The sequence below is a fragment of the Kribbella sp. NPDC104740 genome, assembly GCF_055583505.1.
Map to the genome: position 1 here is coordinate 957,884 of NZ_JBVJNV010000001.1, position 22,898 is coordinate 980,781.

16 protein-coding genes are annotated in these 22,898 nt (G+C 71.4%); 10 read left to right on the forward strand and 6 right to left on the reverse strand.

Annotation, left to right across the window (positions count from 1 at the left end):
- Positions 1–8 precede the first annotated feature (8 nt).
- The 3 genes from ACZ6Z4_RS04565 (at position 9) to ACZ6Z4_RS04575 (ending at position 3,076) form a co-directional block, all read left to right on the forward strand.
- Positions 9–986: a LacI family DNA-binding transcriptional regulator gene (locus ACZ6Z4_RS04565; RefSeq protein WP_465558089.1), complete on the forward strand. Its 978-nt coding sequence runs from the start codon at positions 9–11 to the stop codon at positions 984–986.
- A gap of 143 nt (positions 987–1,129) precedes the next feature.
- The gene (locus ACZ6Z4_RS04570; RefSeq protein WP_465558091.1) at positions 1,130–2,410 is read left to right on the forward strand and encodes a glycoside hydrolase family 18 protein; all 1,281 of its coding nucleotides are present in this window, start codon (positions 1,130–1,132) and stop codon (positions 2,408–2,410) included.
- Between the two features lie 45 nt (positions 2,411–2,455).
- On the forward strand, positions 2,456–3,076 hold the full coding sequence (locus tag ACZ6Z4_RS04575) for a phosphotransferase (protein ID WP_465558093.1): 621 nt from the start codon (positions 2,456–2,458) through the stop codon (positions 3,074–3,076).
- On the opposite strand, the gene ACZ6Z4_RS04580 is transcribed toward ACZ6Z4_RS04575, so the two are convergent.
- The 5 genes from ACZ6Z4_RS04580 to ACZ6Z4_RS04600 all read right to left on the reverse strand — a co-directional run bounded on the left by ACZ6Z4_RS04580 (position 3,073) and on the right by ACZ6Z4_RS04600 (position 11,086).
- Positions 3,073–4,299 (reverse strand): acyl-CoA thioesterase/bile acid-CoA:amino acid N-acyltransferase family protein, encoded by a 1,227-nt coding sequence (locus ACZ6Z4_RS04580; protein ID WP_465558095.1) that lies wholly within the window; start codon positions 4,297–4,299, stop codon positions 3,073–3,075. The two genes, ACZ6Z4_RS04575 and ACZ6Z4_RS04580, sit on opposite strands and share 4 nt — an antisense overlap.
- 53 nt (positions 4,300–4,352) lie before the next feature.
- On the reverse strand, positions 4,353–5,339 hold the full coding sequence (locus tag ACZ6Z4_RS04585; RefSeq protein WP_363666620.1) for a pirin family protein: 987 nt from the start codon (positions 5,337–5,339) through the stop codon (positions 4,353–4,355).
- 75 nt (positions 5,340–5,414) lie between these two features.
- Positions 5,415–8,162: an AAA family ATPase gene (locus ACZ6Z4_RS04590; RefSeq protein ID WP_465558097.1), complete on the reverse strand. Its 2,748-nt coding sequence runs from the start codon at positions 8,160–8,162 to the stop codon at positions 5,415–5,417.
- Between the two features lie 100 nt (positions 8,163–8,262).
- Positions 8,263–10,443: an MMPL family transporter gene (locus ACZ6Z4_RS04595; protein ID WP_465558099.1), complete on the reverse strand. Its 2,181-nt coding sequence runs from the start codon at positions 10,441–10,443 to the stop codon at positions 8,263–8,265.
- 43 nt (positions 10,444–10,486) lie between these two features.
- Positions 10,487–11,086 (reverse strand): TetR/AcrR family transcriptional regulator, encoded by a 600-nt coding sequence (locus ACZ6Z4_RS04600; protein WP_465558101.1) that lies wholly within the window; start codon positions 11,084–11,086, stop codon positions 10,487–10,489.
- A 602-nt stretch (positions 11,087–11,688) separates the two neighbouring features.
- Between ACZ6Z4_RS04600 and ACZ6Z4_RS04605 the strand changes: the two genes are divergently transcribed.
- The 4 genes from ACZ6Z4_RS04605 to ACZ6Z4_RS04620 all read left to right on the forward strand — a co-directional run bounded on the left by ACZ6Z4_RS04605 (position 11,689) and on the right by ACZ6Z4_RS04620 (position 16,664).
- Positions 11,689–12,543: a bifunctional methylenetetrahydrofolate dehydrogenase/methenyltetrahydrofolate cyclohydrolase gene (locus ACZ6Z4_RS04605; protein ID WP_465558103.1), complete on the forward strand. Its 855-nt coding sequence runs from the start codon at positions 11,689–11,691 to the stop codon at positions 12,541–12,543.
- Positions 12,540–12,716, forward strand: coding sequence for a hypothetical protein (locus ACZ6Z4_RS04610; protein ID WP_465558105.1), 177 nt, complete (start codon positions 12,540–12,542; stop codon positions 12,714–12,716). Before ACZ6Z4_RS04605 ends, ACZ6Z4_RS04610 begins: the two co-directional genes overlap by 4 nt.
- Complete coding sequence (locus ACZ6Z4_RS04615; RefSeq protein ID WP_465558107.1) at positions 12,716–12,991, forward strand: DUF3017 domain-containing protein; 276 nt, start codon at positions 12,716–12,718, stop codon at positions 12,989–12,991. Before ACZ6Z4_RS04610 ends, ACZ6Z4_RS04615 begins: the two co-directional genes overlap by 1 nt.
- A gap of 385 nt (positions 12,992–13,376) precedes the next feature.
- A complete protein-coding gene (locus ACZ6Z4_RS04620) occupies positions 13,377–16,664 on the forward strand; it encodes a S8 family peptidase (RefSeq protein ID WP_465558109.1) in 3,288 nt (1,095 codons plus the stop codon).
- Between the two features lie 55 nt (positions 16,665–16,719).
- On the opposite strand, the gene ACZ6Z4_RS04625 is transcribed toward ACZ6Z4_RS04620, so the two are convergent.
- A complete protein-coding gene (locus ACZ6Z4_RS04625; protein ID WP_465558111.1) occupies positions 16,720–17,712 on the reverse strand; it encodes a malate dehydrogenase in 993 nt (330 codons plus the stop codon).
- Positions 17,713–17,989: 277 nt separating this feature from the next.
- On the opposite strand from ACZ6Z4_RS04625, the gene ACZ6Z4_RS04630 reads away from it, so the two are divergent.
- From ACZ6Z4_RS04630 to ACZ6Z4_RS04640, 3 genes are all read left to right on the forward strand, one after another.
- Complete coding sequence (locus ACZ6Z4_RS04630) at positions 17,990–19,192, forward strand: glycerophosphodiester phosphodiesterase (RefSeq protein WP_465558113.1); 1,203 nt, start codon at positions 17,990–17,992, stop codon at positions 19,190–19,192.
- 1,976 nt (positions 19,193–21,168) lie between these two features.
- The gene (locus ACZ6Z4_RS04635; protein WP_465558115.1) at positions 21,169–21,972 is read left to right on the forward strand and encodes a spermidine synthase; all 804 of its coding nucleotides are present in this window, start codon (positions 21,169–21,171) and stop codon (positions 21,970–21,972) included.
- Positions 21,973–22,032: 60 nt separating this feature from the next.
- A complete protein-coding gene (locus ACZ6Z4_RS04640) occupies positions 22,033–22,893 on the forward strand; it encodes an MOSC domain-containing protein (RefSeq protein WP_465558117.1) in 861 nt (286 codons plus the stop codon).
- The last annotated feature ends 5 nt before the right edge of the window (positions 22,894–22,898 follow it).

Below are 22,898 nucleotides of genomic sequence, written 5' to 3' on the forward strand. Positions count from 1 at the left end.
GAGCGCGGGTGGTGGTGCGGCAGAGCGACGTGGCCCGGTACGCCGGGGTGTCGGCGCGGACCGTGTCGAACGTCGTCAACGGGTACGTGCACGTCTCCCCGGAGGTCCGGGCGAAGGTGCAGGCGGCGATCGACGCGCTCGGGTACCAGCGCAGCGCGGCCGCGCGCGGGCTGCGGCTCGGGCGGACCGGGCTGATCGCGCTCGGTGTACCGAGTCTGCGGGAGCGGTACTTCGCGGACCTGGCCGAGGCGGTCGTGCAGGAGGCGGAGCGGCACGAGCTGACCGTGATGGTCGAGGTGACCGGCGGCCGGCGGGAGCGCGAGCGGCTGGTGCTCGGGGGTGGGCGGAGCAGCCTGACCGACGGCGCGCTGCTGAGTGCGGTCGAGTTGACGGCGGCGGATGCGCGGCTGGCGGCCGGTACGGCGTACCCGCTGGTGCTGATCGGCGATCGGCGGCTGGACGGGCCGTTCGATCAGGTGGCGATCCCGAACGTCGAGGGGGCGCGGGCGGCGACCGCGCATTTGGTTGCTTTGGGCAAGCAAAGGGTGGCGCTGCTGGGGGATGCGGGAGCGAACAAGTCGGGGCGGCTGCGGCGCGAGGGTTTCCGCGAGGCGCTGGCCGAGGCGGGGCTGGAAGCGCAGGAGGAGTTGGCGATCCCGTGGACCCGGGAGGCCGGCCGCGCGGCGGTGGACAAGCTGAGGAGAGCTGACGCGGTCTTCGCGCTGAACGACTCGCTGGCGCTCGGCGTACTGGCCGGCTGCGCCGAGCTCGGGATCGACGTACCAGGTGAGCTGGCCGTCGTCGGCTTCGACGACGTGGAGGAAGCGCGGTACAGCACCCCGCCGCTCACCAGCGTCGCCCCCTCGGTCGGCCAGATCGCCCGCCGCGGCGTCGAGCTGCTCGCCCAGCGGCTGGCCGATCCCACCCGGACGCCGGAGCACGTCACCACCGACTTTCGGCTGGTGGTCCGGGGCTCGACCGACTAACCCAAGGGTGTGGGGAAAGAAAGCGCTCTCCCCGCTGGCGAGGATGTGCCAAAGTGACTTCGGCAGTGACATTGCCTAACTCACCGCCGGGACCTAGGGTGAGCCGCATCTGTCCCTTAGTGACCGCCCGGGTGGGGAGATCAATGTCAGTGAAACGTCGGAGTCTGGTGCTGCTGACGGCTGTGGCCGTCGTGGCGCCGGTGGGTTTGACCGCGGTGCCGGCCGAAGCGCACGGCAGCGGCAAACGAGTGGTCGGGTACTACACCCAGTGGAGCGGCTACGACCGCAACGTCCTGGTGAAGGACCTGGTGAAGAGCGGCGCGGCCGCCAAGCTGACGCACCTGAACTACGCGTTCGGGTTCCTGGACGAGCAGGGCAAGTGCATCAGCAGTGACGCGTGGGCCGACTACCAGCGGCCGTTCACCGCCGAGCAGAGCGTCAACGGCAAGGCCGACGTGGCCGGTCAGCCGCTGGCTGGGAACCTGAACCAGCTCAAGCAGCTGAAGCAGAAGTACCCGAGGCTGCGGATCAGCATCTCGCTCGGTGGCTGGACCGGATCGAAGTACTTCTCGGACGCCGCGCTGCCGGCGAACCGCGCCGCGAGCGTGAAGTCCTGCGTCGACATGTGGATCAAGGGCAACCTTCCGGGCCTGCCGGCCGGCGCCGCGAAGGGCGTCTTCGACGGCATCGACCTGGACTGGGAGTGGCCGGGCAGCGAAGGCAACCCGGGCAACATCATCCGGCCCGAGGACAAGCAGAACTTCACCGGTCTGGTGCACGAGTACCGCAAGCAGCTGGACCGGCAGTCCTGGCCGTTCAAGGGCCGCTACACGCTGTCGGCGTTCCTGCCGGCCGCACCGGCCCAGGTGGACAACGGGTTCGAGGTCAAGAAGATCTTCAAGGACCTGACCTTCGGCACCACCCAGGGCTACGACTACCACGGCAGCTGGGACCCGATCACCAACCAGCAGTCGGCGATCGACGGCCCGAAGGGTGACCCGTCGACGGCGGAGTTCAGCTCGCAGGTGACGATCGACGCGTACCTGACCCGCGGTGCGCCGCGCAGCAAGCTGGTGATGGGCGTCCCGTTCTACAGCCGCGGCTGGACCGGCGTGACGAACCAGAACAACGGCCTGTTCCAGCCCGCGACCGGGCCGGCGCCGGCGACGTACGAGGCCGGTAACGAGGACTACCGGGTGCTGAAGACGAAGCTGTCGCAGTTCACCGTGCACCGCGACGAGAAGGCCGGCTTCGCCTGGCTGTTCGACGGGACGACGTTCTGGACCTGGGACGACCCGACCGAGATCAAGCGCAAGGCCCGCTACATCGACAAGCGCGGCCTGGGCGGCGCGATGATCTGGTCGCTGGACGGCGACACCGCCGACGGCGAGCTGATCTCCGCGCTGCACCGCAACCTGCACTGAGAAATCCCCGCGCGGCACCCTGGGCCGATCGCCTAGGGTGCCGCCGTGGACAACCTCGCGACCCGCTTCGGCGCGCAGACCGCCGAGCAGGTGCACATCGGCTTCTCCGGCGCGACCGTCGTCCGCCTCGAGCGCGGGACGGAAACCCTGTACTACAAGGCCGGCCCGGAGGCCGCCGCCGAGGCCGACCGCGTCGCCTGGCTGAGCGCCACGGGCTTCAGCTGCCCACGCCTTCTCGACCGCGGCGACGACTGGATGCTCACCTCCGCGCTCCCCGGCCGCGACGCCTCGCAGCCATGGCCGGCTGCCGAGCGTCCCGTCGTACTGGCCGCGGTCATTGATTGCCTGAAGCAACTTCACGAGCTGACCGACTGCCCGTTCACCTCACCCTTCCCCGGAACGCCGACCGTGGTCACCCACGGCGACTACTGCCTGCCCAACGTCCTGATCGACCCGGAGACGTTGCGCTGCACCGGCGTCCTGGACCTGAGCCGGCTCGGTCTCGGCGATCCGTACGTCGACGTCGCGGTGATGACACAGAGCCTGTCCGGCGGCCTCAACCCCCAGTACGGCGGACCGCCGACCGCGCGCGCGTTCGCGACGGTGTACGGCGCCGATCCGGACGACGAGCGGATCCCGCGCTACATCGCGGCCGACAACTTCTAGAGCGCCCGCAGCAACGCCATGACCTGCGGCCAGGAGTCGGCCTGGGCGGCAGCGTTGAGCGGGCGGGTGCCGCCCAGGTATGCCGTGTGCTTCGCCGCGGGCTCGTAGAACTGCGTGCCCTGCGGGACGTACGGGTAGGTGCCGACGTTGTGCCCGGCGCCGGGGTAGATCAACGCCTTGTGGGGATGGCGATTGTGGGCTGCGTCGAGCTCGGTGGTGATCAGCTGGGCGGCCGGAGCCGACTGCCAGACGCCGTCCGCCGTACCGGCCACGGCGAGCACCGGGCCGCTGACGCGGTCGACCGGGATCAGGTCCTCGGCGAGCGGCGTCCCGTGCAGCGTCCAGGACTTGGAGAGGTAGTCGGGGAAGCCCGGCGCGACCTTCGAGGTCGGGCCGTAGAGCACAGCGCCGTGGATCAGCGCGGGGAAGTCCTGCGCCATCAGCAGCGACGCCTCGGCGCCGCGCGAGACACCGAGCGCGATCACCCGCGTGGGATCGACGGAAGGCTGGGCGGCGAGCAGCTTCGCCGCGGTCTCGAAGTACTCCAGCGGGATCTGCTTCAGCGTCTTCGGCAGCCCAGGCTCCCCGAAGTACGCGACGGTCAGCGACGGATACCCGTACGCCGCCAGCAGCGCGGCCGTCAGCGTCAGACTCATCCCGCCCTCGGACCCGCCGAGCAGCAGCACGCCCGGATGCCGCTGACCGTCAGGCTTCGGCAGGAACACCCGCCCGACCGCCTTGTCGTGCGCCAGTGTCAGCGTTCGGTTGGTCTCCCCGTCGCTCAAGAATCGCCGCGTCTGTGTCGCCGTCGCGAGCGTCTTCCCGTCCTCGTCCCGCACGCTGAACCGCACGACCGACCGAGGCGCCCCGTCGGACAACTCAGGCAGGTAGTACTGCTGCTCAGGATCCCCGTCCGGTGAGTTCATCGCCCAGAACAGGCCCATCCCGTCGACCCCTGTGTAGCTCCCGCCGGTCGGTGCGGCCCGGTCGAGGTCGACGACCCCGTGCTCGTCGGCCTTGTACGTCGCCGCAGCCTTCCAGACCTTGCCTGTGGAGTCGGCGGTCTCCGCCGCGATCTCCACCGCGTCGCCGCTCCCCAGCCCGGTCACCTTCACGTGCGTCGCAGCGTCTGCGAGCGCCGTCGGCTCCACCTCGACCCGTACGTCGGCAGGCGAGGAACACCCAGCGACCAGCAGCACCAGAACCAAGAGCACCCGACGCATCCGCACCACCCCACCAACCGGTCTACACCGGCGGTGGGGTCATCGGCGCGGGGTCAGTTCGACTCGCGCAGCTCGGTCGGGGCGCCGTGCACGGCGGGGATGGTGCCGAGCTTGCCGGCCTGGAAGTCCTCGAAGGCCTGGACGACCTCGTCGCGGGTGTTCATCACGAACGGGCCGGCCATCGCGACCGGCTCGCGGATCGGGCGGCCGCCGAGGACCAGGACGTCGAGGTTCGGCTCGGCCAGCGGCTGGGAGGTCGCGGCCTGGGTACGGATCGTGTCGCCGGGGCCGAACAGCGCGAGCTGGCCCTTGCGGAACGGGCGCCGCTCGGCGCCGACCGTGCCCTGGCCGGCCAGCACGTACACGAGCGCGTTGTAGTCCGGCTGCCAGGGCAGCACCATCTCCGCACCCGGGCTCACCGAGGCGTGCACGAGCGTGATCGGCGTGTGAGTCGAGCCGGGGCCGTCGTGCCCGTCGACCGAGCCGGCGATGACGCGGATCAGCGCGCCGCCGTCCGGCGTGGACAGCAGGGCCGAGTCGCCGCCGCGGATGTCCTGGTAGCGCGGCGGGGCCCACTTCTGCGCCCGCGGCAGGTTCACCCAGAGCTGGATGCCGTGGAACAGGCCGCCGCTGGTCACCAGGTGCTCCGGCGGCGTCTCGATGTGCAGCAGGCCGCTGCCGGCGGTCATCCACTGGGTGTCGCCGTTGGTGATCACACCGCCGTTGCCCTGGGAGTCCTGGTGCTCCATGATCCCGTCGAGCATGTAGGTGACGGTCTCGAAGCCGCGGTGCGGGTGCCACGGCGTGCCCTTCGGCTCGCCCGGCGCGTACTCGACCTCGCCCATCTGGTCCATGTGGATGAACGGGTCCAGGTCGCGCAGGTCCACCCCGGCGAAGGCCCGGCGGACCGGGAAACCCTCGCCCTCGTACCCGCTCGGCGCCGACGTCACCGACCGGACCGCGCGCTCGCGGGACACGGCCGGGTCGGGCTGGTGGACGCGGGGCAGCACGGTGATGTCGCTGACGGTGACGGCAGGCATGGAGGTCTCCTCGCTGAGCAGGTAGTTCAAGAATAAACTATCCGTCCCAACGGCGGCAAGACCGGGAAAGATTCCCTACAGGTACTGCCCCACCGGCGGCGTGCTCCGCTGCCGCCAGCTCGGCGGCACGTCACCGGGCAGCAGTTCGGCCAGCTCCTCCGGACCTGGTCCGTCGAGCTCGGCGATCCGCGTCGCCTGCCGCGCGACCGTCGCCTCGAACACGCTGCGCGCCTCCCGCCCGTTGCCGAAGCCGTACTCGCCCCGCAGCGGTCCGAGCAGCCGCCCGACCCGCTCCGGTACGCCGTCGCCGAGCGTGAACCCGGCGTCCTCGGCGAGCCCGCGGAAGATCCCGGTCAGCTCGCCGACCGAGTAGTCGGCGAACCGCAGCGTGACCGGGAAGCGCGACCGCAGCCCGCTGTTCGAGTCCAGCAGCCGCTTCATCTCCTTCGCGTAGCCGGCGATCACCACGACCAGCTCGTCGCGGTGCAGCTCGATCTGCTGCACCAGCGTCGCGATCGCCTCCGCGCTGTACGCCGTGTTGTCGGCGAGCGCGTACGCCTCGTCGATGAACAGCACGCCGCCGATCGCGCTCTCGACGGCCCGGCGGACCTTCGGCCCGGTCTGGCCGACGTACTCCGCGATCAGGTCGGTCCGGGTCACCTCGACGAGCTGACCGCTGCCGAGCAGGCCCAGGTCGCGATAGATCTCGGCGATCAGCCGCGCGACCGTCGTCTTGCCGGTGCCCGGGTTGCCGAGGAAGACCAGGTGCCGGGACTGCTCGACGGGCTGGATCCCGGCCTTGGCGCGGAGGACCTCGGCGGCCGCCTCGGCGGTCAGTCGCCGTACTGCGTCCTTGACCTCGGCCAGGCCGACCATCCGCTCGAGCTGCTCGTGCGCGGAGCGGCGCTGCTCCGGAGCCGGACCGCCGATGCCCTCGGCCGCCAGCAGCGGCAGGTCGTCGGCGATCAGCTCGCGGACCTGCTCCGGTGACGGATCGGCCAGCGCCGCGATCCGCACCGCCTGCCGGACCGAGATCTGCTCCAGCAGCGACCGGGCCGCCCGCGCGTTCCCGAAACCAATTGCCCTGGGCAACCGTTTGAGCAGCAGCGGCACCCGGTCGGCGACGTCGCCGGCCAGCACGTACCCCGCCGTACCGGCCAGGGTCCGGAACAGCGTGAGCAGCTCGGCGTCGGTGTAGTCGGGGAAGGTCAGCACCCGCCCGACCCGCGAGCGCAGCCCCGGATGGCTGTCCAGCAGCTCGTCGACCGCGTCCGGGGAGGTCGCGAGCACGACCACCAGGTCGTCGCGCTGCTCGTCCATCGCCTGCACCAGCGCCGACAGCACGTCCGGATGCTTGCTCAGCCGGTGCGCCTCGTCGACGTACAGCAGACCGCCGACCGCGCGAGCGACAGCGCTCTGCACCCTCACCGGCGTCGGAACGACCCCGCCCGTCGTGAGATCCGACCGGCCGACGCTCACCACATGCCCGGAGGTCAGCCGCCCGTACTGCCGGTACGCCGTCGCGAGGTGCCGCGCGACGGTCGACTTCCCGGTCCCCGGCCGCCCGACGAACAGCAGCGGCCGCGTCCGCCGGGTGATCGTCATCCCCGCCCCGGCGCGCAGCCCGGCGACCTTCGCCTCGGCGACCAGCTCGCCGATCTGCTGCTTGACCGCGGTCAGCCCGACCATCCCCGCGAGCTCGCCCATCGGGTCGGAGCCGGCCGGCGCGACGGTGTGCTGGCGGGCCGCCGAGCGCAGGTCGTACAGCGTCCGGAGGTTGCGCAGGTACCGCCGCGGCAGGTTGAGGTGGTCCGACGCGACCGGCCAGCCCGGCAGCCCGGCGAGACAGCCGCCGACCTGGTACATCGCGCCCAGCCAGCGTCGAGTCGCGTGCGCGGCGCCGGCCACGCAGGCGCGGGCCATCCAGCCTTCCTGGCGACGGAGCCACGCCTCCTGGTCGTGATCCTTGGCCAGCTCGTCGAAGTGCTCCTGCACCTCCGCCGTACTCACTCCGGCGAACAGCAGCCCGGCCGGTACGTCGATCCGCCCCACCTGATGCAGCAGTTCGGCCAGGTGCAGCTCGAACGACTGCTCCCGCTCCGGAGTGACCGCCGAGACCTCGGCGTACGCCGTGCGCAGCCGCGTCATCCCCCAGATCAGCAGCTCGAGCGGGTTGTCCGACTGCTCAGGCAGTACGGCGAACGCCTCGTCGCCCGCGCACAGTTCGGTGCGCCACAGCTCCTTCAGCTCGTCGTACGGGAGCTCGCGGTGGGCGCGGAGCAGGTCGGGGTCCTCGGCGACGCGGTCGAACAGGCCGGCCAGGAACGTCCGTCGCGGCTCGAAGGGCTCGACGCCGCGGTACAGGTCGAGGCTCTGGCGGCAGAACTCGACCAGCCGCTCGCGGAGCTCGGGAGCTGCGCCCAGCTTGGCGAACCAGCTCCCCGGCAGCTCGGTCCGGCTCTTGGTCAGCCAGCCGTCGAACTTGAACGGCGTGGTGGGTTCGGTGCGGAACTCCTCCATCAGCAGCGACAGCTGGTTCGCGCCGGGGCCGCTGGCGATGCTGAGCGGTGCGTAGAGCAGGGCGTTGAGGTCGTGGAACGTTGCCGCCAGCACCGGTGCGTCCTCGCGCAGGTACGAGCGGGCGAGCTTGCCGGTGAGCGTGAAGCGCTCGAAGGCCGGGTCGCGGACCAGGGCGGTCGCCCGCGCCCGGGTGTCCTCCAGCCAGCCGTCCGGGAACGGCCAGGGCGCGTCCGGCCCGAACAGATGCAGGTACGGACGGTCGTCGCTGAGCAGGATCCGCAGGTCCTCGGGCAGGTCGGCCATGGCCCGAGACTAGGGCGTGGCCGGGTCGGCCACGCCCTGCTCGATCAGGCTCCCGCCGTACCGGTCGCGCCGCAGTCGACCCACGGCGCGCCCGGCCTCGTCAGGCTTCGACGAGCTCCTTGTCCTTCGGCTCGTCGACGCGCAGCGACTCGCCCTCGATGTCGACCTTCGGGGTGATCCGGTCCAGCCACTTCGGGAACCACCAGGCCCGGTCGCCGAGCAGCGACAGCACCGCCGGGACGATCGTCATCCGGACCACGAACGCGTCGATCAGCACGCCGACGGTCAGCCCGAAGCCGATCGTCTTGATGATCGGGTCGTGCACCAGGATGAAGCCCGCGAACACCGCCGCCATGATCAGCGCGGCCGCGGTCACCACCCGGGCGCCGTGCCCGACGCCGGCGATCGTCGCCTGGGTCGCGTGCTTGCCGTGCACGAACTCCTCCCGGACCCGGGACACGATGAACACCTCGTAGTCCATCGCCAGCCCGAACAGGATGCCCATCATGATGATCGGCAGGAAGCTGACCAGCGGGCCCGGGGAGTCCACCCCGAACAGCGCCGCGCCCCAGCCGAGCTGGAACACCCCGACGGTGATCCCGAACGTCGCGCCGATCGTCAGCAGGAAGCCCAGCGTCGCCTTCAGCGGCACCAGGATCGACCGGAACGCCAGCAGGAGCAGCAGGAACGACAACCCGATCACGACCAGCAGGTACGTCGGCAGCGCGTCGGTCAGCTTCTGCGACACGTCCACCCCGATCGCCGTGTTGCCGGTGATCGAGACGTCCGCGCCGTTCACCGACAGCGGCTTCAGCGAGTCGCGCAGGTCACCGACCAGGTCGGCGGTCTGCTCGCTCGCGGGCCCGCTGGCCGGGATCACGCTGATCAGCCGGGTCGCACCGTCCTGACTGGCCGGGCCGGGCTGGGCCGCGACGATGTCCTCGAAGTTCTTGGTCAGCCCGAGCACCTGACCGACCAGCGCCTCGGACTGCTGCGCGTTCGGCGTCTTCACGACCACCACGAGCGGTCCGTTCGAGCCGGGGCCGAAGGCCGCCGCGGACAGGTCGTACGCGATCCGCTGGTTGGTGTTCTCCGCGGCGGTCGCGCCGTCCGGCATCGCCAGCCGCATGTCCTGCACCGGCAGCGCCAGCGCACCGAGCCCGAGGATGCCCAGGGCAACGATCGGGACGCGGAAGCGGGTCACCAGCCGGGCCCAGCGGAAACCGAAGCCCTCCTTGACCTCGACCGGCTCGGCGGCGTGCGCGCCGTGGTGGCGCAGCTTGCGCGGCAGCACCCGCTTGCCGACGAAGCCGAGCATCGCCGGCAGCAGCGTCAGAGCGACCAGTACGGCGGTCAGCACGGTCGCGGCCGCGGCCAGGCCCATCGCGGTCAGGAACGGTACGCCGACCAGGCTCAGCCCGGCCAGCGCGATCACGACGGTCGCGCCGGCGAACAGCACGGCCGAACCGGCGGTCGCCGTGGCGCGCGCCACCGACTCCTCGGGGTCCATCCCCTCGGCGAGCTGCGACCGGTGCCGCGAGCTGATGAACAGCGCGTAGTCGATCCCGACGGCCAGGCCGAGCATCAGCGCCAGGATCGGGGCGGTCGAGGAGACCTCGGTGAACGCGGTGACCAGGAACAGGCCGGCCATCCCGGCCAGTACGCCGATCAGTGCCGTCAGCAACGTCATGCCCGCGGCGACCAGCGAGCCGAAGGTGATCACCAGGATGACCGCGGCGATCGCGACACCGATCACCTCGGTGCTGCCGATCTCCGGCGGCCCGCCGACCACCGCACCGCCCGGGACAACCCGCAGGTCGCCGGTGCTGAGCGCGTCCAGTCCGTCGTACGCCTTGGTGCTCTCCTCGGAGAGCTGGTCGGCGGACTTCGCGAACTGCACCTGGATCAGCCCGGTGGTCCCGTCCGGGCTGATCGCCCGCGCGGTGTACGGGTCAACGGCGCCGACCACCTCGGGCACCTTCGCGACCTTCGCGACGGTGACCCCGACCGCGGCCTTGACCGCCGGGTCCATCAGCGTCTTGCCCGCCGGGGCCTTCACCACGACGCTCGACGACGCGCCGCTGGCGGCCGGCATGTCCTTGGCCAGCGCGTCGAGCGCGCGCTGCGACTCGGTGCCCGGGATCGAGAACGTGTTCGCGGTCTGGCCGCCCAGGGTCAGCGCGCCGACCCCGAGCAGGACCAGCACCAGCGCCCAGAGCGAGGCGACGAGCCGCCGCCGCTGGTAGGAGAACCGGCCGAGCCGGTACAGGAGATTCGCCATCAGTCAGTACGTCCGTTTCGGATGGTCCGGGCGGGCAGGGGAATCAGGCTCCGGTCGCCGGCGAGGTGGCGCCGAGGGCCGGTTCGCTGGTCGCCGGCGGACGGAGCAGCCGGCGCAGAGCGGTGTTGCACAGCTCGAGCAGCTCCGCGTCGGAGCGCTCTCCCGGGTGCCGGCACTCGCCCAGCAACCCGTTGACGGCGAACTTCGCCACGTCCAGCTCCAGCTGGTCGTGACTCTGGCCGGCCATGATCTCGGTGAGCCGGATGCCCTCGCTGATCAACTCGGCGAACTCGGGCATCCCGTCCATCGTCGGCAGGATGTCGGACAGCACGGCGATCAGCCCACGAGCCCCGACCGCGAGCTCGCTGAACCGCACGATCGCCAACTCCTGGGCCTCGTCCGCGGGCAACTGCTCGGCCTCGGCGATCACGACCTTCAGCGCCTGCTTCGACGGCTCCAGCGCAGCAGCCAGTACGGCGGCCTTGCCGTTGAAGTGGTAGAGCACGGTCGCCTTGGAGCACCCCGCGGCGGTGGCGATGTCCTGCAGGGAAGTCGCGCTGTACCCCTTGCTCGCGAACAGCGCGACCGCCTGCTGCTCGATCTCACGCCGGGTGCGCTCACGCGCGGGAGTGCTGCCTGCCATGTCAATCAGCTTGCCTGACCGATCGGCCAGTATTCAACCGATCGGTCAGGATTGTGGTTCACCTCACCTGGTGGAGCCGATCGCGCGACAGCTCGCGAGATCGGCGGGCCGGGGCGCCCCATCCGCGCGTCACCCCATCCGTGCTCCACCCGACCTGGGGGTCGTCCCGCCCAGGTGCCAGCTCGCGGGTCGGCTCGGCCGAGGTGTGCACACCCGAGTGGCGCCCGCCCGGGTGTGCCGGGTGCCCCAGGGGCGGGCTCGCGCCTGCCTGAGACGCACCCACCCGGGGTCCCCCTGAGGCGGGTCCAGCCTGGCGAGCCCATCGGGGTTCACCTCGCCCGGTGGCGCCTTTCGAGGGGACGCGCGGTGGGTGGTTGAGGTGGTGGGGGGGGTGTGGGGGTGATGAGGAGCCGGGGGGGTGGGGGATGGAGAGAGGGGTGGGAGGGCAGCGGGGGCTGGTACTTGCTGTGGGGACTGGAGGCGTGGTGGTGGGTGTGGGCGGATCGTGGTGGGCGGGGGGCTGCGGTGGGTTCAAGTAGTTGTCGGCGGTTGGTGTCGGGTGGCGCGTGGGGTGAGTGGGAGGCGTGGCAGACTCCGGTGTTGTGACGGCTCAGATTTTGGATGGCAAGGCGACGGCGGCGGCGATCAAGGACGAGCTGAAGGTCCGGGTGGCCAAGCTCGCCGAGCAGGGCGTCGTGCCCGGGCTGGGGACGGTCCTGGTCGGGGACGACCCGGGCAGCCGGGCGTACGTCGCCGGGAAGCACCGGGACTGCGCGGCGGTCGGGATCTCCTCGATCGAGGTCGAGTTGCCGGACACCGCGACCCAGGACGAGATCGCGGCGAAGGTGCGCGAGCTGAACGAGAACCCGGCCTGCACCGGGTTCATCGTGCAGCTGCCGCTGCCCAAGCACGTCGACACCAACGAGATCCTCGGGCTGATCGACCCGCTCAAGGACGCCGACGGGCTGCACCCGATGAGCCTCGGCAAGCTGGTCCTCGGCCAGGACGGACCGCTGCCCTGTACGCCGAAGGGCTGCGTCGAGATCCTCCGCCGGTACGACGTACCGATCGCCGGCGCGCACGTCGTCGTGGTCGGGCGCGGGGTGACCGCCGGGCGCCCGATGGGGCTGCTGTTCACGCGCAAGTCGGAGAACGCGACCGTCACCCAGTGCCACACCGGCACCAAGGACCTCGCGTCGGTGGTCCGCACCGGCGACATCGTCATCGCCGCGGCGGGCTCGGCCGGCCTGATCACCGCCGACATGGTGAAGCCCGGCGCGGTCCTCCTCGACGTCGGCACCAGCCGCAGCGCCGAGGGCAAGATCGTCGGCGACATCGCCCCGGCCGCCCGCGAGGCCGCCGCGTGGATCGCCCCGATGCCCGGCGGCATCGGCCCGATGACCCGCGCGATGCTGCTCAGCAACGTGGTGGAAGCAGCCGAAGCAGCCACCGCATGACCTCGCTGGCTCCCCGCGGTACCGCGCCATCGTCCGGCAGCACGGCGGCCGCGCCCGGCGGCGCCGCGCCCGCGCCCGCTCCCCGCGGCACCGCGCCCGCGACCGCCCACGCGGCGATCGCCACCGCCCACGCGGCGACCGCGACCGCCCTCGCTCTCCCCGGAGCTCCGTGATGGCGGCCGCGACCGAACCTCGGCGCAGCGAGTGGCCGTTGGCTGTCGTCCTGTTGGCAGGCCTGGTCGGTCTGGTGATGCTGACCTTCTACAACTGGTTCAACGGCATCCTCACCGTCTCCGGCAGTGTCGTGCTCGCCGGGCTGCTGCGCGCGGTGCTGACCGACGACCAGGCCGGGCTGCTGCACGTCCGCGGCCGGATGTTCGACACCGGCCTGCTGCTCGGCGCGGGCGCCGCGATCCTCGTGCTCGGCCTGATCGTCCCGCGCGGCTGACCAACCTTTCGTCGTCCCCGGTGCGTCTGACCGGGCACAGCGGCTCCGCCCTGAGCCGCGTGGACGACGGGAGTACGTATGAGGTTCGCAGCACCCAGAACTCCCGCGGCAAGCGCCTCGTCATCCCCTCCGACGCCCGCCCCTGATCGCCGCCGGCCGCCTCGACAGCACCCACCCCGACCTCACCGGACAGGTTGCCCAGCGCAAGAACTTCACCACCGACCCCGACGGCGTCCAGACCGTGATCGGGGCCTGGACGATCCGCTGAACCTGTCCGAAAGGGCAGGGCTCGAGATCCGGAGCATCTTTTTCCGGCGGGCACGCGTCGTACCCGTGTGGTCACCGACGGAGGGGAGATCAGGAGATGGAGCACGGCAGGAAATGGTTGACAGTCGCAACCGGTGTGCTGACCGGAGCGCTCGCGATCGGTTTGGTGCAAGGGCCTGGGGCGCAGGCGCACACCGCGCCTGAGCCCGGCGCGCAGCCCACGGCGAAGCCGGTGAAGGACCAGCTCGTCACGCTGGTCACGGGGGACAGGGTGACGGTGCGCGGCGGGGATCTGCGGAAGGTCTCCGTCGCGCCCGGTCCGGGCCGCGACAAGGTGGTGTTCAAGCTGCAGCGGTCGCACGGCCGGCTGACGGTGCTTCCGCTCGACGTCAGCTCGGTGGTGACGGCGGGCAAGCTCGACCGGCGGCTGTTCGACGTGTCCGGGCTGCTGGAGATGGGGTACGACGACCAGCGGTCCGCGACGATCCCGCTGATCGTCGCGACTCGCGGCCGATCCGTGAAGAAGTTGTCATCAGCAACAGTCGCCAAGGAGTTGCCGGCGATCGGCGCGACCGCGGTCACGGTCGACAAGAAGGCGGCCGGGCAGTTTCTCCGGCAGGTGACCGGGCAGACCCGGGACGCCGCCGGGATCGAGCACGTCTGGCTGGACGCCAAGCGCAAGGTGCTGCTCGACCGGTCGGTCCCGCAGATCGGTGCGCCGAAGGCCTGGCAGGCCGGGTTCACCGGCAAGGGCGTCAAGGTCGCGATCCTGGACACCGGCATCGACCCGGCGCACCCGGACTTCAAGGGCCGGATCGGCGCCACCAAGAACTTCACCACCGACCCGGCGGGTGACCAGTTCGGGCACGGCACGCACGTCGCGTCGACGGTGGCCGGCTCCGGTGCGGCCTCGCAAGGCAAGTACAAGGGCGTCGCGCCGGACGCGACGCTGCTCGACGGCAAGGTCTGCGACGGCGGCGGCGGCTGTACCGACTCGGCGATGCTGGCCGGGCTGCAGTGGGCCGCGGTCGAGCAGAAGGCCAAGGTCGTCAACTTCAGCATCGGCGGCCCGGACACCCCGGAGATCGACCCGATCGAGGCCGCGATCAACAAGCTCACCGCGCAGACCGGCACCCTGTTCATCGTTGCTGCAGGCAACGAAGGGCCGGGTGAGGGCTCGATCTCCTCGCCGGGCAGCGCCGACGCGGCGCTGACCGTCGGCGCGGTCGACAAGTCCGACCAGCTCGCGGAGTTCTCCAGCCGCGGTCCGCGGGTCGGCGACGGCGCGATCAAACCCGACGTCACCGGCCCGGGCGTGGACATCGTCGCGGCCCGGGCCAAGGGCGCCGACATCGGTGATCCGGTCGGTACGCAGTACATGAAGCTCTCCGGTACGTCGATGGCGACCCCGCACGTCGCCGGGACGGCCGCGCTGCTCGCGCAGCAGCACCCGACCTGGAAGGCGGCCGAGCTCAAGCCGGTCGTGATGGGGTCGGCGAAGGAGATCGCCGGGCAGACCGTGTTCCAGCAGGGCGCCGGGCGGGTCGACGCCGGCCAGGCGATCACCCAGTGGCTGACGGCGACGCCGGGCAGCATCTCGTTCGGCAAGGCGCTCTGGCCGCACACCGACGACAAGCCGGTCATCAAGCAGGTTGCCCTGCGCAACCTCGGCAAGACGCCCGTCACGCTCCAGCTGCAGCTCACCGCGACCGGACCGGACGGCAAACCGTCCGGCGCGTTCAAGCTCGCGGCGAGCAAGGTCACCGTCCCCGCGGGCGGCACCGCGTCGGTCGCCGTCACCTCCGACACCCGCCACCAGGGCCCCGACGGCCAGTACGCCGGCCGCCTGGTCGCCACCGGCGGCGGGACCAGCCTGAGCGTCCCGCTGGCGGTCGAGAAGGAGGTCGAGAGCTACGACGTCACGGTCAAGCACCTCGGCCCGGACGGCCAGGGCGCCGAGGTGAACTACACGACGATCCTCGGCCTCGACGGCGTCCGGTTCGTCGAGGTGATCACCGACGCGCAGGGCACCGCGAAGCTGCGGCTGCCCAAGGGCGAGTACTTCGTCGACGGCAACCTGATGGACACCGGCGGCCGCGTCTACCAGCTGGTCTGGCCGCGGCTCGTCGTCGGCAAGGCGACCACGGTCGCGGTCGACGCCCGCAAGGCCGGGCCGATCAAGATCACGCTGCCGCGCTCCGACGCCCGGCTCGGGCGGGTCGAGATCGGCTACGAACGCGCGATCGAAGGGTTCGTGCAGGGCAACTCGAACTTCGCGACCGAGCTCGGCCAGCTCTTCGTCGGCTCGATGGGCCCGTCGGCACCGGCGGACGAGATGCGGTCGTTCGCGGCGTCGCGCTGGGGCGTTCCCGGCAAGAACGGCGACTTCCGGGACACGCCGTACACCTACGACCTGATGCAGGGGCGGACCGGGAGCTACTTCACCGGCTACCAGCGGACGGTGCGCGACCACGAGCTGACCAAGCTGGCGACGCTCTACACCGCGGACCACGCCGGGCAGCAGGTCTTCGACGAGCGGTTCGGGACACTGCCGGGGATGTTCGCGAGCGCGTCCGGATGGCCGTTCCCGCACAGCGCGCCGAGCCGCGTCACGCACTTGATCGACGCCAAGGACGTCACCTGGGCGGCCCAGGTCAACACGTTCGTCGAGGACGGGGAGTTCTACAAGTTCCCGCTCTCGTACTCGTTCACCGACAGGAAGTACCGGCCGGGAGCGTCGTACGGCGAACGCTGGGGCGCGGCAGCCGCGACCATCGACGTCGCCGGCGGCGGGTCCTACCGCGAGGGCAACCTGATGGACCTGTTCGTGTTCCCGAACGGGGACGGCGACGGGCACGACGGGATGTCCGACGAGTTCGGGCCGGGCAGCAGCACCAAGGTGTTCCGCAACGGGAAACTGCACGGCGAGTCGCCGGTGCCCGGGCAGCTCTGGCTGGACGACCTGCCGGCCGGGCGGTCGTCGTACCGGGTGGAGATCGTGCAGGACCGGCCGATGCTGCAGCTGGCCAACCGGATGGAAGGGGTCTGGACGTTCAGCTCCCAGCAGACCGGTGCGGCGGAACTGCTGCCGATGAAGGCCGTCCGGTTCATGCCGCGGGTCGACGAGCGGAACGCGGTGAAGCGGCTGCCGGTCAGCGTGCTCGACCTCGCGGTGACCAGCGCTGCCGGTGCGAAAGTGACGACGGCAAAGTCGGTCGTCGTGCAGGTGTCGGGTGACGGCGGGAAGACCTGGCAGCGGGCGAGCGTCGTACCGGCGGGGAAGGGCAAGTACAAGGCGATCTTCAAGACCCCGGCGGGATCGACGGTGTCGCTGAAGTCGCTGGTGGTCGACCGGGACGGGAACACGGCCGCGCAGACCGTGCTCAACGCGTACCTGTTGCGGTAGGGAACGGCGAAGGCCCCCGGGGAACACCCCGGGGGCCTTCGGTTGAATGCGTGGGTCAGCCGATCAGGCCGAGCGCCTTCACCGCGTCGCGCTCCTCGCCGAGCTCGGCGGTGCTCGCGTCGATCCGGCCGCGGGAGAAGTCGTTGACCTCCAGGCCCTGGACGATCTCCCAGTTGCCGTCCTTGGTGGTCACCGGGAACGACGAGACCAGGCCCTCCGGTACGCCGTACGAGCCGTCGGACACGACCGCCATCGACAGCCAGTCACCGTCGGCCGAACCGCGCAGCCAGTCCCGGGTGTGGTCGATCGTCGCCGCCGCCGCGGACGCCGCGGACGACGCGCCGCGGGCCTCGATGATCGCCGCGCCGCGCTTCTGCACGGTCGGGATGAAGTCGTTCTCCAGCCAGGCCTGGTCGTTGACGACCTCGGCCGCGTTCTTGCCGCCGACCTCGGCGTGGAAGATGTCCGGGTACTGCGTGGCGCTGTGGTTGCCCCAGATCGTCAGCTTCTTCAGGTCCGTCACGTGCGTGCCGGTCTTCTGGGCCAGCTGCGCCAGCGCGCGGTTGTGGTCCAGGCGGGTCAGCGCGGAGAACCGCTCGGCCGGGATGTCCGGGGCGTTGCTCTTCGCGATCAGCGCGTTGGTGTTGGCCGGGTTGCCGGTGACGGTGATCCGGATGTCGTCGGCGGCGTGGTCGTTCAGCGCCTTGCCCTGGCCGGTGAAGATCGCACCGTTGGCCTCGAGCAGGTCACCGCGCTCCATGCCCTTGGTCCGCGGGCGGGCGCCGACCAGCAGCGCGACGTTCGCACCGTCGAAGATGACGTTCGGGTCGTCGCCGATCTCCACGCCGGCCAGCGTCGGGAACGCGCTGTCGTCGAGCTCCATCACGACCCCCTCCAGCGCCTTCAGCGCCGGGGTGATCTCCAGCAGCCGCAGCTCGACCGGGGTGTCCGGGCCCAGCAGCGCACCACTGGCGATCCGGAACAGCAGGCTGTAACCGATCTGACCGGCGGCGCCGGTGACGGCCACCTTCACGGGGGTAGTGCTCACGACACGCTCCTTGGGAACTCGACTGGCTGTACTTCGGACGCTAGCAACCCGCGCGCTGCGTGGCGACGGTGGGGCCGGTGATCCGTACCACCTCGTGAGAGGCGGTGACCGGGTGTGCTCGGTACGGCGTACTGCTCGGGTAGGTGACCAGTTGTTCACCGGCAAGGACGGGGATCGTTCACCGGGCGGTCGCCGGGGCGACCCGGGGCGGCCGCTCGGTGGATGCCGGGCGGCTTGATCGTTTGCGCAATTCCCCTGAGCAGCGAGGAGAACCTCGATGAAGCTGTCCCGGCAGTTCGTCGCGATCGGCGCCTCGGCGCTGACCGTCGGCGCCGCGCTGGTCGTCCCGCAGGTGTCCGGTTCGGCCACCGACTCGCGCGCGGCGTCTGACTCCCGCGCCGCGTCCGGTGCCGTGGCCACCGACTCCCTCGCCGCGTCCGGCGCCGTGGCCGCCGATTCCGGCGCCGCCTCGGCGTCCGGTAAGCACGACGACTTCGTGGTCGTCGGGCACCGCGGTGCGTCCGGCTACCGGCCCGAGCACACGCTGGCGTCGTACGAGCTGGCGGCGCGGATGGGCGCGGACTACATCGAGCCCGACCTGGTGACCACGAAGGACCACGTCCTGGTCACCCGGCACGAGCCCGAGATCGGCGGCACCACCGACGTCGCGCAGCACCCGGAGTTCACCAACCGGCGCAAGACGAAGATGCTCGACGGCGTCGCGCTGACCGGCTGGTTCACCGAGGACTTCACGCTGAAGGAGCTGAAGACGCTCCGCGCCACCGAGCGGATCCCGGCGATCCGCCAGCACAACACGGTCTTCAACGGCCGCTACCAGATCCCGACGCTGCAGGAGGTCATCGACCTCACCAAGCGACTCTCCCGCGAACTGAACCGCCCGATCGGGATCTACCCCGAGACCAAGCACCCGACGTACTTCCAGCAGCAGGGCCTCGCCCTCGAGCCGGAACTGGTCAAGGTCCTGAACCGCAACAACCTGAACCGCTCCGACGCCAAGGTCTTCGTCCAGTCCTTCGAGGTAGCGAACCTGAAGTCCCTCGACAAGCAGCTCCGCGTCCCACTCGTCCAGCTCACCAGCTCCGCGGGCGCGCCGTACGACTTCGTCGTCGCCGGCGACAAGCGCACCTACGCCGACGTCGTCTCCGCCCGCGGCCTCCGCGAGGTAGCCACCTACGCCGACGGCGTCGGCCCGTCCAAGGACCAGGTCATCCCCCTAGACGCGAGCGGCAACCTGGGCCGCCCCACCACCCTCGTCCAAGACGCCCACAAAGCCGGCCTCGTCGTCCACCCCTACACCTTCCGTGTCGAGAACTCCTTCCTCCCGGCGAACCTCCGCACCTCCACAGTCGCCAGCGACTCCGGCAACCTCTTCGCCGAAATCGCCACCTACCGCAAAACCGGCATCGACGGCCTCTTCTCCGACAATGCTGACATCGCCATAGCGGCCACGACGGAGTAACCGAGCCACGGGCGCCCGTGCGCCCGTGCGCCGGCGCTCCGGGCTCCCGGGCTGCGGGCTGCGGGGCTCCCGCTCCCCGGGCTCCCGCGCCGCCGTCGGCCGACGGTCCGGGAGCCCGCCCGTCGCCCGCCACCCACCAACGTCGCCCGTCTGCCGGACCACTCACGCCTGCGGGGCTCCCGCGCTCCCGCGCCGCGGTCACCCGGCCGGGCGCTCGGCGAGCCCGCCCGTCGCCCAACGACGCCGCCCTGCGGCCCACCCGCCGGACCGAATACGCCTGCGGCCAGCCGACGGTGGTGGTTAGTGGGTGGTGGAGCGCGCCGCCGGACACCCACCACTGACTAACCCCGTCCGCAGGGCCGTCCAACAGGGCCTCTGAGCGTGCGCCGCTCGGTTCGCGGGTGGTTGATCAGTGGTGCAGGTCCGCCGGCCACGCCGCGCAAGACGGGGCAGTGCCCGGGCGGTCGGCGCTGCGGGGCGAAGCGGTCGGCTCCTCGCCGTCGTCACCACCCACCAACGGCGCCCGGCGGACCATCTCCCCCGCCGCCGTGCCTGCGGTACGCCGGCAGGCCTGGGGTTGGTGGGCGGTGGAGCGCGGCCCGGAGGATACCCACCATCCACCAAACGGTGCCCGGCGGCCCATCCGCCGGACCACTCACACCTGCGGCACACCCCCGCAGCGGGTTGGCGGGTGGTGGAGCGCCCCGGCGGACACCCACCACTGACTAACTCGCTTTGGCCGCACTAATCAGCGGCACTTCGAGCGTGCGCCGCCTGGGCGGCGAGTGGTTGATCAGTGGTGGGCGTCGCCCACCACGCACCAGGGGCGCCCGGCGGCCCAACTGCCGGGACCGCCGCGCCTGCGGCACGACCTTGCCGAAGTCCCCGACGCTTCGTCGTGCCCGGCTTTGCGCCGGTTCGCGAGTGGCATGCTGCCGCCGGCGCGGGTGGATGGTTGGGCACGCCCCGCGCGGACATGCACCACTCACCAACCCCCAACGCACGGCCGGCCGGCAGCGCGTCTGAGCGTGCGCCGCGCTGCTCCTGGCTCATTGATCAGTGGTGGTGTCCGCCAGCCTCGGGCAAGGCGTGGTGCCGAAACTGCGAAGCGGGGCCGGGCGAGGGCGGTGACTTCAGTGGCGCGGCTGCGTGGCAAAAGGTCCTCGCCGTCCGCGACACCGGACGACGTCTCGCCGGCGCGGGGTGCCCGGAGCTGCGGGGCGGGCGGAGCCGCGGGGCGCGCCCCTGGGGTCGCGAGGCGGGGGCGCGCGCCTGGGGTCGCGAGGCGGGGGCGCGCGCCCAAGGCCGCGAGCCGGGGTGGTGGCGAGGTGCCCGGGTCGCGAGGCGGGGCGGTGTCTAGGTGCCCGGAGCTGCGGGGCGAAGGGGGCGGGCGGTTGGAGCCGCGAGGCGGCGCGCGTTACCGGAGACGTGAGGCGGGGCGTGCCGGGCGGCCGGCGCCGCGGGGGCGAAGCGGTCGGCTCGTCGCCGACGCCGACCAACGGCGCCGGTGGCCGGGAGCGCGGCCGTCGTCCACCACCCACCAAAGGAGCTCGGCGGCCCATCTGCTGGACCGCCCGCGCCCGCAGCACGTCGACGCGGGTGGTTGGTGGGTGGTGAAGCGCGGCCGGAGTTGCGGGCTGCGGCGGGTGCCTGGGGCCGCGAGGCGGCGCGCGCGAACGGAGCCGCGAGGCGGGGTGGTGCCGGGCGCCCCGCGCTGCGGGGCGAAGCGGTCGGCCGGCTTCTCGCCCGTCGCCCACCACCCACCAACAACGCCCGGCGGCTCGTCCGCCGGGACCGCCGTGCTTGCGGGCCGCCACGACGGCGGGTTGGTGGGTGATGGGCGACGCCAGGCGGACACCACCACTGACTAACCTCCTCCGAACGCCCGTCCAGCAGCGCCTCTGAGCGTGCGTCGCTCGGCTCGCGGCGGCTTGATCAGTGGTGGGTGTTCGCCTTTCGCCTGGGAGGATGGAGGAATGGAGCGGTTGGTGGGATCCGGGACGGCGTCTGTGGAGGCCGTGGCGGATGGGACGTTTGTGGTGCGGGTGGATGGGTCGTTGCAGTCGCAGGTGGATTTGGCTGATCCCTCTCATCTTGCGTTTGAGTACATGCGGCGGATCGGGGACGTCGTCGATGCTGTGGCGGCGCGGAGGCAGCCGATTTCGGTGCTGCATGTCGGGGGTGCCGGGTTGTCGTTGGCTCGGTACGTTGCGGTGACGCGGCCTCGGTCGCGGCAGATCGTGTTGGAGCCGGATGAGGATCTGACCGAGTTCGTGCGGGAGGCGCTGCCGTTGCCGAAGCGGTCGGGGATCAAGGTGCGGCCGGAGACCGGGCGGGCTGGGATCGCCGGCGTTTATGAGGACTCGGTGGATCTGCTGGTGGTGGACGCGTTCGTGAAGGAAGCGGTGCCGGAGAATCTGGTGACGCGGGAGTTCGCCGCGGAGTGCGTTCGCGTGCTGCGGCCGGGTGGTGTGCTGGTGCAGAACCTGATCGACGGCTCCGCAGGCCTGGGGTTCGTACGACGAGTGGCGGCCACAGCAAGGGAAGCGTTCGGTGACGGCGTGGTGCTCGCCGAGAAGAAGGTGCTGCGCGGCAAGGCGTTCGGCAACGTCGTCCTCGTCGCCTCCCGGCAGCCCGTGCCCGACCTGACCGCCGTCGGCCGTCGCGCGCAACCGCCGTACGACGTACTCCCGCTCAATGAGCTCGCAGGCAAGGCCGAGCCGCTGACCGACGGCGAGACCTTCGTCTCCCCGGCCGCTCCCTCCGGAACTTTCGGCTAACTGGACAATGAAAAGTCAGCTTCGGCACCGAAGAGCCCGGGCGCCGATTACTGTGGGCCAGTGGCCGACGTCCGAATCTCCGCGCTGACCTACTACCCGGTGAAGGGGCTGGCCGGCGTCTCCGTCGACCAGGCCGAGATCGGCGCCACCGGCCTCCAGCACGATCGCAGCTTCATGCTCGTCGGCCCGGACGGCGCCTTCTACAGCCAGCGCAGCCTCCCCGCGATGGCGCCGCTGCGCGTCGAGGTGATCGACGGGCACGGCCTGCGCCTGTCCGACGGCACCTCACCGGACCTCGAGATCGAGGTCGCGTACGACGGGAAGCGCCGCGACGTCAGCCTGTTCGCCAAGTGGTTCGGCGCGGGCGTCGTCCAGGACCCGGCGGCCGACGCCTGGTTCACCGAGCGCCTCGGCAAGCCCGCGTCGCTGGTCCGCGTCACGCCGGAGCACGAGCGTCCGGGCTGGGGCGTGCACGCCGGGCAGACCGGCTTCGGCGACGCGCACGCGCTGCTGATCACCTCGCTGGCGTCGCTCGACGAGCTGAACGCGCGGATCGTCGAGTCCGGCGGCGAGCCGATCCCGATGAACCGCTTCCGCCCGAACCTCGTGGTCTCCGGCTGGACCGAGCCGCACACCGAGGACCAGGTGTTGCGCGCGACCGCCGGCGCGCTGGAGCTCGGGTACGCCGCCCGCGCGATCCGCTGCGCGGTGCCGACCGTCGACCAGGCGACCGGCCGCAAGAGCGGCCCGGAGCCGACGCGCACGCTGGCCAAGTACCGGCGGGAACCGGCGTACGGCGGTGGGGTGAGCTTCGGCATGAAGGCGGCGGTGCTGACGCCGGGCGTGGTCGCGGTCGGCGACGCTTTCGACGTCGCGGAATGGCTGCCCGAAGGTCCCGATCCCGCACCCCTGACTCGGTAGCCTCG

Coding starts and splice junctions, on each gene's coding strand:
- ACZ6Z4_RS04570 (WP_465558091.1), top strand. CDS start 1,130: ATGTCAGTGAAACGTCGGAGTCTGGTGCTGCTGACGGCTGTGGCCGTC.
- ACZ6Z4_RS04580 (WP_465558095.1), bottom strand. CDS start 4,299: ATGCGTCGGGTGCTCTTGGTTCTGGTGCTGCTGGTCGCTGGGTGTTCC.
- ACZ6Z4_RS04585 (WP_363666620.1), bottom strand. CDS start 5,339: ATGCCTGCCGTCACCGTCAGCGACATCACCGTGCTGCCCCGCGTCCAC.
- ACZ6Z4_RS04590 (WP_465558097.1), bottom strand. CDS start 8,162: ATGGCCGACCTGCCCGAGGACCTGCGGATCCTGCTCAGCGACGACCGT.
- ACZ6Z4_RS04595 (WP_465558099.1), bottom strand. CDS start 10,443: ATGGCGAATCTCCTGTACCGGCTCGGCCGGTTCTCCTACCAGCGGCGG.
- ACZ6Z4_RS04600 (WP_465558101.1), bottom strand. CDS start 11,086: ATGGCAGGCAGCACTCCCGCGCGTGAGCGCACCCGGCGTGAGATCGAG.
- ACZ6Z4_RS04610 (WP_465558105.1), top strand. CDS start 12,540: ATGACCTCGCTGGCTCCCCGCGGTACCGCGCCATCGTCCGGCAGCACG.
- ACZ6Z4_RS04615 (WP_465558107.1), top strand. CDS start 12,716: ATGGCGGCCGCGACCGAACCTCGGCGCAGCGAGTGGCCGTTGGCTGTC.
- ACZ6Z4_RS04630 (WP_465558113.1), top strand. CDS start 17,990: ATGAAGCTGTCCCGGCAGTTCGTCGCGATCGGCGCCTCGGCGCTGACC.
- ACZ6Z4_RS04635 (WP_465558115.1), top strand. CDS start 21,169: ATGGAGCGGTTGGTGGGATCCGGGACGGCGTCTGTGGAGGCCGTGGCG.